Raw genomic sequence first — 12,130 nt, 5'->3', positions numbered from 1 at the left:
CATGTGCCGCAACCACTCCACCAGCCCCGCCGAGACGCCAACCGCCGGCCGAAAAGACCAGGCCAAAGCACGCATCGCAGGTGAAAACGACCTCTAAGTAGCCGTTTTCTCCAACATCGAGCATCACCGGACCCTTGTTGGTCACGTCCAACGACCGCTCCAACGCAGGGAATATCTCCAGCAGTTGGGCCCGGAGGCGGTTGATCTGCCGGGTGCGGTCGAAGACCAAGTCCAGCCGTCGGGTGGTCAGGGTGCGCAGGTCGACAGCGATCTCGTCACCGGGCCGCAGCAGGCCCAGATCGCGGCGGATGCGGGCCCGGTCGGCAATGACGAAGGCGTCCTTCGCGTCCGTCTTTCCCTCGCCCCGGTAGGTGGCCGAGGCCCGGTGGACCGCCAGGCCAGTGAGATAGGCGACGGGCTGACCGTGAGCGGAAAGCAGGCCGATCAGCAGAGCGGCGCCGCCATGGTTGAGATCAACGGCCCACAGGACATCGTCGGATATCGCCAGCACATCACCGATCAGGGCCAGCAGCGCAGTCTCGTCGTTCTGGACCCGGCGGGACAGCAGCCGCTCGCCCTCCGCGTTGATCACCACGCAGTGGTGATGTTCCTTGCCGATGTCCATCCCGGCCCAGATCTCGGGCACGGTCACCTCCGCCAGCTCGTCGTACATCGATCCCGCAGACGACCTCGCCGGCGTTGTCCTACAGCAGCGATCGAGTCGCGTTTCCCAATTGGCGCTCGAGTCGTCGCGGGGCTCCAGGCGGCCAAGTCCCGTAAGCCATCCAGCGGCTCAGCCTTTACACCCATACCCGGAGCCCCCGGGCCCTCCGATCCTACGAATGACCAGATCAGACCCGCCTTGAAAGGTAGGACAGCGCTTAATCTCGATCTTGCGATGGTCCGTCAGCTGCTGACGGACCCCGTGACCTGCTGGGGCCTTCGGCGACCGCGCTTGGCGGCGGGTAGGTTCAGCGCGTACCTGTCGGACTGGGTACGGCGCATAGGGGGTGTTCGTCCTCGGTGGGGGCCGTGCATCGTGAACGGGGTCTTTCGCAACCTGATGCGCGTCCTTGCCCTCTTCCTGGAGGGCGGATCGATGTGGCCTTCCCGGCTCAACCGTCCTGTATCGAAGGGGGATCGTTGTTGCGCAACGCAGTTCGGGCCGTGGGCGTCGCCGGTCTTGCCGTGGTGCCCTTGCTGGGAGGGACGGCGGGGGTGTCGGCCGCCGAGGGCCCGAGCCCGGCTCCGGGCGGCAGCCCGCCTCCGGTGGTCCGCCTGGCGTACCACGTGGCTCAGAACCTCGCCCTGGAGGCGGGTGACGACATCTCGTTCAGCCTCGAGGGAATGCAACCGGGATGGGACAAGGTCGAGGTCACCTCCCCGGCCCTGCAGGAGCCGATCACCCTGACTCCCCTGAAGAAGGGGTCGACACAGTCGGTCCAGGTGGACGCGCCAGGAACAGACCACCGCGTCCGCTCGGGCCTGCGCGCGGGCACCTATCCGGTCACCGCGACAAGCCACGGCCGTACCATCGCCACCGCACAACTCAAGGTCCTAGCCGCGAACACTGCGCAGATCTACCGGTTCGTCATCGGTCCCAGGAACGCGTCCCCCGGCAGCGACACACCCGCCTCCCTCCGCCCGGGCAGTGATGTCCGGGTGGTCCTCACCGACCTGCGGGCCGCACCAGGGGAGGACTCCCTCACCGTCACCTCACCCATGTTCAAGGGCCCGTTGACCATCAAGACGGACAGCCCGGACAACCCCGGCTGCAAATGTGACGACCCAGGCACGGTCTACGCGGGCCACGGAGAATTGCGAGGCGACGTACCCGACGGCCGCTACACCGTGACCGTGGTCAGCCACCACGGGCAGCAGACCACGAAGCAGCACGTCACGATCGCCGGCCAGCCCGTCGCGGACGGCGGCGGCCCGTCCTGGGCAGTCACCGGTGGCGTCGCGGCCACGGGGCTGGCCCTCGCTTCCGGCGGCGCGTTCGCGGTACGGCGCCGCCGCTCACGGAAGGCTGCGCCCTCCGCGTAGCGGCGGACCCGGCGGCCGCGGACCGTCCCCTGGGCGGGTTGAGCGGGCCCTGGTGGCCGCGCGCCGAACTGTGCTTCCCGCTTTCCCCGCCTTCCTCGGTTCTTCCTTCATCTTTCCTGCGTTCCATCCGGCCGTTTCCGGTCTGGATGGAGTTCGTCCATGACTCAGAAAGCATTCCTTGCATACCTCACACAGACGAATATCGCGTCTCGCGGTCCTCGCGGCCGGAACCGTCCTGCTCCTGACCGGAGGGGAAAGCCTCGCCCAGGCACAGGCCAAGGACGCCACATCGGCGCCCCACCTGTCCCCGGCGACGGTGCCGTCCGCCGGACCGTCCGCTGAAACGTCAGCCGCACCGTCCGGTGAACCAGCGCCCTCGGCCTCTGCCAGCCCCTCGACCGGGACCGGCACCGGAAAGCCCTCGGCCTCACCCTCGGCGAGCGCGAGGGGGTCCGCCGCGACCGAGGCCGGCGACGACGACTTTTCGGACGAGGACGCCATCCGCTTCTGGACGCCTGAACGCATGGCCTCGGCCACCGACCCGGCACAGCCCGCGCAGCAGGCGGACCCGAGCGCCAGGGCCCGGTTGCGGCGGGCGGCTACGGCCGATCCCGGCGTGGCGGCCGACATGCCGACAGCGGAGCACATCCTTGGCCTGCCGTCCGTCGGGACGATCTTCACCTACGACACGGACCCGACCACCCAGCGGATGCACGCACACCATTGCACCGCCAGCGTGGTGGAGAGCCCCGGGCACAATCTGATCCTGACCGCGGGGCACTGCGACGGGGGCAAGGCCGTCTTCGTCCCCATGTACGCTGCCGAACGGACGCTGGACAAGCAGAACTTCGGCTTCTACCGGGTCGCCAAGTTCTTCACGGACAACCGGTACGTGCACAACACCAAGAAGCCCATCTCCGACCTGGACTTCTCCTTCGGCCGGCTCGAGCCTTCGAAGAGTGGCCAGCAGGCGCAGGACGTGGTGGGCGCGAACACGCTGGTTCGGACCCCCGGTTATCTGAACAAGATCACGATGCTGGGCTACCCCTCCAGCCACGACGCCGAGGACCATCCCGTGCGGTGCCCCACGCAGACGGAGGCGCTGCCCGGCTTCTACCAGATCCAGGCCAAGTGCCGTGGCATGTGGGGAGGTGTCTCCGGCGGTCCCTGGTTCTCCACGGTGGACTGGAAAAAGGGCACCGGTGAGATCATCGGCAACGTCGGCGGGTACAACGGCGGCGGCAACGACGACGACGTCGACTGGCTCACGTACAGCCCCATGCACGGCGACTGGTTCTTCCGCCTGTACGACGAGGCGAAGAACAACCAGGTCCCCCAGCACGGCAGCACCTACGACCAGCCGCCGCTGCCGTACTCCATGGGCGGCGGTGAGACCTGGTCCCATGCCAAGCTGCTGGCCTCGGGCGAGTACACCGGCGACGGCAAGGGCGACCTGATCGTGGTCTGGACCGACGGCGAGGTCACCCTGTACACCGGCGATGGCAACGGCGGCTTCGTCGGCGAGCGCCGACTGGCCGCACCCCACGGCATCTTCCAGAACGCCAAGTCCATCACCGGTGGGGACTTCGCCGGCGGCAACGGTGCGGACCTGCTGGTGGTGTTCGACGCCGGCGAGGTCAGGCTCTTCCCCGACGTTGGCATCAAGGGCCTGGACGGCGGGATCAAACTTGCCGACGCCGGTTCCATCTGGAGCCATGCCGATCAAATCACCGGGGGCAGCTTCGGCACCGCGAAGTACGTCAGCGACCTGCTGGTGCGCTGGAGCGACGGCGAAGTCACCGACTACACCGCGGTCGGCGGCAAGGGTTTCGGCACCGAACACCAACTGGAGAAGCCGAAAAGCGCCTGGAAGGACGCCACTCTGGTGACCGCGGGTGACTTCACCGGCGGCAACAACTGGGACACCCTGGTGCGCTGGTCCGACGGACATGTCTCCCAGTTCCAGGAGACCGGCCCCAGCGGCGCCGGCAACGAGATCCAAATGGCTCCAGCCGGCAGCATCTGGTCGCACGACTCGGTGATGACGGCGGGCAGCTACGACTCCAACGGCTGGCCGGACGACCTGCTCGTCCGCTGGTCCGACGGCGAGACCACCATGTACACGCACACCGGTGCCGCCTTTGGCACCGAACACATGCTCGTCGCCCCCAAATAACCGCCTCACGACCTGCCCGACAGCCCAGGCGGATCCGGGTGACCGAACCCACCGCGCCACCCGGATTCCCCTGCAGGGCTACCACCGCGGTTCGTCCGTACGGGCCTATGTCCAGCGCATCCCAATCGTGGACAGCTGCTCTACTCGCTCTGGGGAGAGGGCCGCGGCCCTCGAGCGTTGGTTGCTGACCCATGCCCCGAGCCGGAGATCGCGTTCCTCCTGGTCCTGGCCGTCCGGCCCGTTGACGACGATCCGTTCGGTGTGTTTCCTGGGTACGCGTAGGTGTCCTTCGCGTACGTAGTACTGCTTGGCGGCGGCGTAGTTGAGGGCCCATTCGTCGGCCTGTGTACGGCGCGGCTGCGGCTTCTCGTCCTCGCCTGCGGGCTCGATTCCGAGGATGTGCTCGCACATCCACTGCTGCACGGTGGTGAGCTTGTCCCAGCCGAGCCGGACCGAGCGCACCCACCTCCCCAGGTCCTCGCCCTGGTGCACGACGACGCCCGGCGACATGGGCAGCTGGCCGCCGGCCGCGAGGTGCTGCCTGACAAAGGCGGAAGGCGCGTTGCCATTCGACGGGCCAGGTGGGGCACCAGGACGGGTCGATATCCTCCAGCCGCTCGCGCCGCTCCTGTGACAGCGCCCCGGCCCTCGACTCCACTCGAATCCCCTCGGCACGCCGCTGCTCGATCTCGGCAGCCTTCCGGGCGGCGGCCCGCGCGTTCTTCAACCAGATGCCCACCGGTACCCCTGGTAAGTGGCGTCCAGCCGCGCCAGGAGGTGGCCCCCCTCGGCCGCCCACCCGCGCGCGGCGGCCAGGCCCTCCTCCCACGCGACGTCGAAGTGCGACCAGACCATGCCGAGCTTCTCCAGCTGCGCGATGCGCCTGTCGTCCATGTCGCCGCGGGTGTAGAAGATCCGGGCGTCGGCGATCCACTGCCCCAGCGGGGAAGGATGCGAGTGAGGACGGCCACGCCTCGTCTTCCGCCTCCCCTCGTCCGGCCGCAGTGGGGACGCGGTAGGTGAAGGGGACGCGCAGGTCCCTGTGGAGCTGGTGGTAGAGGGTGGCGGCTTCGATGCCGCGTCGCCAGTGGGTGTGTTCGGGGTTGAGGAGGCGGAGGTTGATGAAGGCGGCCAGTTGCGCGGGCTCGCGGGGGGGGGGTGGAGAACTTGAGCAAGGCCCGGGCCGGCACCGACAGCCCCGTCTGTTCACCGGCGGCTTCCTCGCTTTCGGTCCCGGAGCGGGTCTGTACGCCTCTGACACGGCTTTGGGCCTGCTGCTCGGCGAGCTGGTCCACGACGCGGGTGTCGCTGAGGCCGTGCCAGTGATGTGCCCCAATGACCAGGGCCAGAAGCGTGGTCCCGGTGTCGTGGAAGGTGCGTCTGCTGAGGTCCTCGGGCGGTGCGGGGCTGGCAGTGCGCTTCTCGGCGGCCCGCCGTTGATGCCTGCTACAGGTCGAATTCAAGGTGTTCGAGATCGGTGAACTCGACTTCCAGTCCCTGGGCACGGCGGCCGTTGTCGCGGAAGTAGACCTCGCCCAGGGCCTCGGCCGTGATCTGGCGTAGTTGGTCCTCGGTGGCTCCTTGCTCTTGGGCCTGGAAGAGCCGGGCGGCGTAGTGAGGGGGCAGCGCGAGGGTGAGGTGGCGCAGTCTCGGGTCGTCGGCGCTGCCGGGTGCGGCGGTGTAGCCGAAACCGGCGCGGGTGTCGATGACGATGCCGGCTGTGGTGGCTGCGGTCTGCTTGGCCTTGGCGCGGATCTGAGGCTGCCAGCGTTTGGTCACCTCGCCTTTCAGGCGGTCCGCGAGGTCCTTGCGGGGTTTTCTGATCTGGTCCTTCACGTACCGTTCGACGGTGCGCTGGGAGATCTGCAGCAGCTGCGCGATTGCCCTGGTGCCCTTGAACTGCTTGACCAGGTAGCGCATCTGGGCGCCGGCGGACTTGGGTATGGGGCGCGTGAATGCGTTCTGAACCGCCGTGTCGAGCCCTTCCCCGACCGTGGCCATCGCTGCCTCTCGCTGCTCTCGGAGTCCTTGGCGCTGACTTCGCCGGTCCTGATGAGTCGGCGAGGTTGGCGACCTTGCCAGAGTTGCGTCCGGCTCATGTCGCGCCTGCGGGCCGCCGTCTTTGGTAACAGCTGTTACCATCATGGCATGGCGAAGACACAGCTGGGTGCACGCGTCGATGACGAGATCAAGAAACTGGCTGAGGCCCGTGCCCGGGATCGGGGGCTGAGCCTGGGCGACTACATCGCCGGGCTGGTGCGGGAGGACACCGGCGGGCTGCGGCAGCGGGGCCTGGATGCCGCGAGGCGCTTCCTCGACGAGCACCAAGACGTCTTCGACCAGGTCGAAGACGCAGACCGTCACCCGGGGGCGCACGCAGCGTAATGGATCTGTACATCGACGTCCCCTGGATCCTGCAGGTCGCTGAGATCGCGGGAGCGGGTGATCCGACCCCCGAGGACTACGGGGTGCCTGTGGCGGCGGTAGCCTGCCACCGGGCCGAACTGCTGGAAACGCCCGTGTACGACGGCCCCTACGCCCGTGCCGCCGCCCTGGTGCACGTCCTCGGCCGCTGCCGCTGGCTGGAGCGCTCCAATATGGCCGTGGCGGCGGCGACGGGCGTGATGTATCTGGAGGCCTCCGGTATCCCGGTCAAGCCCACCCGCGAGGACGCCATCGCTCTGCGCGATTTGCTCAGGGATCCCGGCTGCACCGCAAAGAAGATCGCCGCCTTGCTGCGCGCCTGGCCGCACGCCACCTGAACTGCGTCAGCACGGCATCCCCCTGTCAGGGCGAGGCGGTGGCGCGCGCTGCCCGCCGCTGCGTCGAGGAAGTTCCCGTGTGACTGTGGTTGAAGTTCCCCGGCCGGGCCGCCAGATCAGGCCGGTGCTGTTTCCCGGACCAGCGGCAGGCTGTTGAGCGGCTGGTGCGGCATCTGCGGCGCGCCGGGACGCGAGGGCTGTGCGACATCACCCGCCCACGCCGCCGGCGCCCCCAGGTCCCGGAGACGGACGCGTTCGCCATACGGGTCCCGGCCCTGCGATGGGCAGCTCACTTCCGCGCAGAACTGAGTATGCGGTGGGGCGACCGGGGTCCGACCCCCGGACCAGCACTGCTGGGCGGCCGTTCTCGCGCTGGCCGCGGCGATCTGGCACAACCACAAGGCCGGACAGCCTGTCATGCGATCCCCGTACTGCGGAGCCTTGGGGAAGCGGGCGAACTGCCAGCTCGCGGTCAGCGTCCATGCCGCCACCGACGCCGCCTCGTGCCCGCTGCAGTGGCAGTTGTATCTGCCCCGGAGTGGACGGACGAGCCGGGCCGCTGCCGGGCCCTGGGCTTCGGGCGGCCGACCGAGCACGATCTCCGACACATCATGGACGCGATTGCCCAAGCGCTGGACCGTGGAGCGGACCTACGGATGGCTCATGCTCCACCGGCGCCTGGCACGCGACTACGAAACGCTTCCCGCCCGCTCCTAAGCCATGATCCACCTCGCCATGACCGACCTCATGGCCCGCCGCCTCACCGGTGAGAACACCATCTCTGACGCGACCCCACCCCCAGGATTGAACGCTAATTCCGGGATAAAACACCGGGAGAAAACGACCTCCTACAAGTAGCCGAGGGATGCTCAGACATGTTCGGGACGTCCATGAAGCCGGGGGCCTCTCCGGGGCTTGTACAGAACCGTATAGGATGCGCCAAATCGGGCAGGAGATGCGCCGCAAACAGGAGGCGACGGTGCCTCCATATCCCTGCCTGCGGCGCGATGCCCGCACGGGCCAGCACTCGGTGAAGAGGGACCGTGTAAGGGCCGATAGGGTGGTCCACCGAATACCGATCGGGGGATCAAGACTTCATGGACACTCGGCCGTCTCTGATAGGAGCGGTGGCCACTGCGCGCGCTCTGGGAGCCATCGCGCTGCTCGTGGGGCTCGTAACCTCCCTGACCATTTTGGTTGGCGGCACAGCGGGACTTGGGGGGCCGGTGCTCGCTGTACTGGCTGTACTGCTCTTCGGGGTGCCGTTCGCCTGGGCCGCCGTAGCGCGCCGCGCCTGGTACCGGAACCGGCTGGAGGTGGCCACCCCGGCGCCCCAAGGTTCCCCGGTGATCGCGCGTGAGAACACCTTCGAGGCGGTCTCCCGGCCCCTGACCGTGCCGGTGGTAATCGGTCTCGGGCTCGGCCTGCTCATCGCCTCGACCACAGGCGTCCCGGCGGGCCTTGCTCTGGCGGGGGCGGGCAGTGGGCTGCTCTGGCAGGCGCAGTGGCTCGCCCGCGAGGAACGCAAGCGGGGCATCTGGCTGCTGTGCCCTCACGCGCCACTGCGGCCCGCGCCCGACGACCCCTCGCTCGCCCTCTACCGGCAAGTGCCCTTCTACACCGCGCCCGACCAGCCGGCCGACACGCCCTCCTGAGAGCCCGTCACTTGGGACACCGCCCGATTCCGGGAAACATGGCTTACTTGCCTGCACCCTCCACAGCGCGCTGACATGCGAGGCAACCACTTAACCCTAAGGGCTGTCCTACCGGTCTACAGCGGCAGGACAGCCCAAGTTCTAGGGCCTTAGGGTGTGCAGATCTTTAACTCGTAGCTTTCTGCTTGGTGGTTCGTTGCTCTGGCATGAGCGGGTTGGGTAGGGAATGGACCACGCTGGCAGCCAAGTTCGAGGCGGTTTTGCCGCACCTCGACGAGCGGCGGCGTCGCCTGCTGATAGGGGCGGAGGCCCAGTCCCTCGGCCACGGCGGGATCAGAGCGGTCGCTCGTGCCGCCGGTGTCCGTGAGGCCACTGTGTCTGCCGGAGTGCGGGAACTCGACTCCGGGGAGGCGCCGTTGGGCCGCGTCCGTCGGCCCGGCGCCGGCCGCAAACGCGTCGTCGACCGGAATCCAGCCGTTCGGGAGGCACTCCTCACGCTGGTCGAGCCCGACGTCCGCGGAGATCCCATGTCGCCGCTGCGCTGGACCACCAAATCCACCCGCAAGCTGGCCGAGCAACTGACCAGGCAGTGCCACAGGATCTCCGCGGACACGGTGGGCGACCTGCTGCGCGAGGAGGGCTTCAGCCTGCAGAGCAATGCCAAGACGCTGGAAGGCAAGCAGCACCCCGACCGGGACGCACAGTTCCACTACCTCAACGAGCAGGCCCGCGACCACCAGGACGGCGGTACTCCGGTGATCAGTGTGGACACGAAGAAGAATGAGCTGGTCGGCCCGTTCAAGAACAACGGCCGTGAATGGGAGCCGAAAGGGGAGCCGGTGCGTGTCGACACCCACGACTTCCCCGACCGCGTGCTGGGCAGGGCGGTGCCCTACGGCATCTACGACGTCGCTGCGAACACTGGCTGGGTCAACGTCGGCACCGACCATGACACCGCCGCGTTCGCCGTCGAGTCGATCCGCCGTTGGTGGAACGGAGCCGGGCGGGCCACCTATCCGACGGCCGGCCGACTGCTGATCACCGCCGATGCCGGCGGCTCCAACGGGTATGGCACCCGCACGTGGAAGACCGAACTCGCCGAGTTCGCCGCTGAGTCCGGCCTTACGATCACCGTCTCCACCTGCCTCCCGGGACTTCGAAGTGGAACCGGATCGAGCACCGGCTGTTCTCCCACATCACCATGAACTGGCGCGGCAAGGCCCCTAACCAGCCACGAAGTCATCGTCGAGAGCATCGCGGCGACCACCACCAAGACCGGTCTGACCGTGCATGCGGAACTCGACACCAACCCGTACCCCACCGGCATCCAGGTCAGCGACGACGAGATCGCCTCTCTGCCGATCACCCGCCACCGCTTCCACGGCGACTGGAACTACACCCTTCACCCCCAACATCCGATGGACGCGGCCACGACCGACAGCACGTCGCACCAGGCCCCGGCGTGCAGACCGCCTCGCCTCACGCGGCGTTCGCTGCAGGACCCGGAACTGACCGGGATGACCCGTCAGCAGCTCAGCGAGCTCATCGACGCGTTGACTCCAGCGCTGGAGGCTCAACGCGAGCAAGTGCTCCGCACACGTCGCGGTCACGAGCGCCTGGTAGCCCCTGGCACAGGTGCCAAAGCCAAACTCACCCCAGCCGACCGGATCCTGGTCACCGTGCTCCACCTGCGCAAACTCGCGACCATGGACCTCCTCGGCCAACTCTTCGGCGTCACCGCCATGACCATCAGCCGCGCGAAACAGGAGGTCCGCCCGCTCCTGGAAGCACACGGCCACCACATCAACGCATCTACCGGCCGCCTCCGCACACCAGCCGACGTCGCGACGTTCCTCGCTCCCGACTCCACCCAGACCAAGGTCAAAACGACGAGTTAAAGATCTGCACGCCCTAAGCGTGGCCGCCGGGGTAGTGCCTTCCCTGCTCCAGAAATTCGATAAAGCGTTCGACTTTTCGGTGAGTTCGGCACTCCACAACGGCCATCCGGTAGGGGAACTCCGCGCCCTCAGCCAGAGCTGGGCCGACGGCCTTGACGCACTCACCCGCGCCCATGGCGTCGACATGGCCTGAATACAACCGCACATGAGCCCCCGCCACCGTGGACTCACCCGGCCGTACGCGAACCCACGCCATCGGTGCGCCGCACCTTGCTCGAGCAAATCACTTGTGGCGCGCCACCGATACGTCTACCCTGCGGGCAGGCAAGGAGCCCGGGAAAGCACCCGGGCCACCACCAATCACCTTGAGGTACGGAGCGTCGGAAAGCGCCCTCGCCACCACCTCCCCCCATCCCTGCGCACCCCTCCTGTCCAGCCGTTGTATGCCGGGCGGGCGAAAGGCGTCCCCTTGACCATCTACTCTCACCACGCCAACCGTGGGAAGACCCAGGTCCTGGCGACCTACCAGGGTCTGGACGGCATCGAATCCAAGACTGTGACGAGCCTGGGCGACCCGCGCCTTGCCATTCCGATCGTCGACGCCCTCAATCGAATCTCCGCCTTCGCCACCGTCCCCGTCAGTGTCCACGACCGCCGGGGACAGCGTGCGGACTACTACCCGCGCAAGCACCTTGCGGCACTGACAGAGGCTGCCGCCCGTGCCGCTCTCCTCTCTGGCGCCCACAGTCTCTGGTACGAGTACGCGTGTCTGCGACTTCACCAGGCACTGGCCGATCTGGAGAACGCTCTGGTGAGCGTGCCCGATACGGTCCGTCGCGCGATCCGTTCCGAACTGGAGGTGGAAGAAGCCGAGTTGCGTGCGGCACTCGACGACTTCTCGGGAACCTCCTCGGGAGCCGAGACGGAGAACGTGCGTTGTTGGGAGTTCGGCCATCCCTTCGTGAAGCATGACGACGGAATGGACACACTGAGCGACGAGACCCGCGAACGGCTCGACCACCGTGAGGCAGGGCTCACTTCGGAGGAGCGGGAGAAGGCTGTCGCCGGCCTCCGGGTGCTGGTCACAGCGCACTCCCGGTGCACCGGGATGTGGGCCACACTGGACGACCCCAGCTGCGAACTCTTCGCCGAGCCGCACGACTCCAACGGTTTCTACATGACGGTCCAGGCGCCGGAGCCCGGCGATGGCGACGGTTGCTGGGAGGTCGAGGTCGGGCGCTGGGAGCCGGACGATCCCGACGAGGAATACAGGGAGTACAGCAGTGCGACGGGCAACACCCTGATCGGCTGTGCTCTTCCCGCTGTACCGGACGCCGACGAGGTCGCGCACTTGCTGAAGTCCGTGGAGGAGAAGCCGCTGCTGCTTGCTGAGTGGGCCGAGACGCCGGTGGGCGCGACGCTCGCGGGGACAACGGCTATGGTGACAAAGCGCTACGACTCCTGATCGGGTGTCCGGAAAGGGATACCGGCCTGCCGGTGCCACGGACTGGCCGCGGCCGGCTTTGCTGCGCGCTTGGACCTCATGCGGGCCGATCAATGCCCACGCCGCCTCCAGGTACCAGTTCAGGCCGA

Annotated in this window: 10 protein-coding genes and 3 pseudogenes; 9 read left to right on the top strand and 4 right to left on the bottom strand. The window is 67.8% G+C overall.

The genetic code is table 11. The features are described from left to right. A partial coding sequence (locus ACIP94_RS37040; protein ID WP_402436079.1) for an IS110 family transposase occupies positions 1-673 on the bottom strand: 673 nt, incomplete at its 3' end. 473 nt (positions 674-1,146) lie between these two features. On the opposite strand from ACIP94_RS37040, the gene ACIP94_RS37035 reads away from it, so the two are divergent. Together ACIP94_RS37035 and ACIP94_RS37030 are read left to right on the top strand one after the other, a co-directional pair. Next, positions 1,147-2,046, top strand: a complete 900-nt coding sequence (locus ACIP94_RS37035) for a hypothetical protein (protein ID WP_402436076.1) — start codon at positions 1,147-1,149, stop codon at positions 2,044-2,046. Positions 2,047-2,569: 523 nt separating this feature from the next. Continuing rightward, the gene (locus tag ACIP94_RS37030; protein WP_402436073.1) at positions 2,570-4,222 is read left to right on the top strand and encodes a trypsin-like serine peptidase; all 1,653 of its coding nucleotides are present in this window, start codon (positions 2,570-2,572) and stop codon (positions 4,220-4,222) included. Between the two features lie 105 nt (positions 4,223-4,327). On the opposite strand, the gene ACIP94_RS37025 is transcribed toward ACIP94_RS37030, so the two are convergent. From ACIP94_RS37025 to tpg, 3 genes are all read right to left on the bottom strand, one after another. Next, positions 4,328-4,732, bottom strand: coding sequence for a helicase associated domain-containing protein (locus ACIP94_RS37025; protein WP_402436070.1), 405 nt, complete (start codon positions 4,730-4,732; stop codon positions 4,328-4,330). Between the two features lie 213 nt (positions 4,733-4,945). Next, positions 4,946-5,116: a hypothetical protein gene (locus tag ACIP94_RS37020; protein WP_402436066.1), complete on the bottom strand. Its 171-nt coding sequence runs from the start codon at positions 5,114-5,116 to the stop codon at positions 4,946-4,948. 552 nt (positions 5,117-5,668) lie between these two features. After that, positions 5,669-6,223, bottom strand: coding sequence for a telomere-protecting terminal protein Tpg (tpg, locus tag ACIP94_RS37015; protein ID WP_402436063.1), 555 nt, complete (start codon positions 6,221-6,223; stop codon positions 5,669-5,671). A 147-nt stretch (positions 6,224-6,370) separates the two neighbouring features. Here tpg and ACIP94_RS37010 point away from each other — a divergent pair, with 147 nt between their 5' ends. The 7 genes and pseudogenes from ACIP94_RS37010 to ACIP94_RS36980 all read left to right on the top strand — a co-directional run bounded on the left by ACIP94_RS37010 (position 6,371) and on the right by ACIP94_RS36980 (position 12,002). Beyond that, positions 6,371-6,607 (top strand): hypothetical protein, encoded by a 237-nt coding sequence (locus ACIP94_RS37010; protein ID WP_402436060.1) that lies wholly within the window; start codon positions 6,371-6,373, stop codon positions 6,605-6,607. Beyond that, positions 6,607-6,984, top strand: coding sequence for a fic family toxin-antitoxin system, toxin component (locus tag ACIP94_RS37005; RefSeq protein WP_402436057.1), 378 nt, complete (start codon positions 6,607-6,609; stop codon positions 6,982-6,984). Before ACIP94_RS37010 ends, ACIP94_RS37005 begins: the two co-directional genes overlap by 1 nt. Positions 6,985-7,413: 429 nt before the next feature. Further along, a pseudogene (locus ACIP94_RS37000) lies at positions 7,414-7,559 on the top strand (transposase); the annotation flags it as partial. Positions 7,560-7,611: 52 nt separating this feature from the next. Beyond that, positions 7,612-7,842, top strand: a pseudogene (locus ACIP94_RS36995) (IS5/IS1182 family transposase); the annotation flags it as partial. A gap of 368 nt (positions 7,843-8,210) precedes the next feature. Continuing rightward, entirely contained in the window at positions 8,211-8,639 is a 429-nt protein-coding gene (locus ACIP94_RS36990) for a hypothetical protein (protein ID WP_402436054.1), read from the top strand. A gap of 206 nt (positions 8,640-8,845) precedes the next feature. After that, positions 8,846-10,537 (top strand): annotated as a pseudogene (locus ACIP94_RS36985) (ISAzo13 family transposase). A gap of 469 nt (positions 10,538-11,006) precedes the next feature. After that, entirely contained in the window at positions 11,007-12,002 is a 996-nt protein-coding gene (locus ACIP94_RS36980) for a hypothetical protein (protein ID WP_402436051.1), read from the top strand. Positions 12,003-12,130: the final 128 nt, after the last annotated feature.

It is taken from the genome of Streptomyces sp. NPDC093261, from assembly GCF_044753645.1.
GTDB lineage: Bacteria > Actinomycetota > Actinomycetes > Streptomycetales > Streptomycetaceae > Streptomyces.
Note: the sequence above shows the minus strand (reverse complement) of the source record. Positions and strands in the feature narration are given on the sequence as shown.

Excerpts from the sequence above, each read along its gene's own strand:
- ACIP94_RS37030 (WP_402436073.1), top strand. The coding sequence starts at position 2,570 with ATGGCCTCGGCCACCGACCCGGCACAGCCCGCGCAGCAGGCGGACCCG.
- ACIP94_RS37025 (WP_402436070.1), bottom strand. The coding sequence starts at position 4,732 with ATGTCGCCGGGCGTCGTCGTGCACCAGGGCGAGGACCTGGGGAGGTGG.
- ACIP94_RS37020 (WP_402436066.1), bottom strand. The coding sequence starts at position 5,116 with ATGGACGACAGGCGCATCGCGCAGCTGGAGAAGCTCGGCATGGTCTGG.
- tpg (WP_402436063.1), bottom strand. The coding sequence starts at position 6,223 with ATGGCCACGGTCGGGGAAGGGCTCGACACGGCGGTTCAGAACGCATTC.
- ACIP94_RS37010 (WP_402436060.1), top strand. The coding sequence starts at position 6,371 with ATGGCGAAGACACAGCTGGGTGCACGCGTCGATGACGAGATCAAGAAA.
- ACIP94_RS37005 (WP_402436057.1), top strand. The coding sequence starts at position 6,607 with ATGGATCTGTACATCGACGTCCCCTGGATCCTGCAGGTCGCTGAGATC.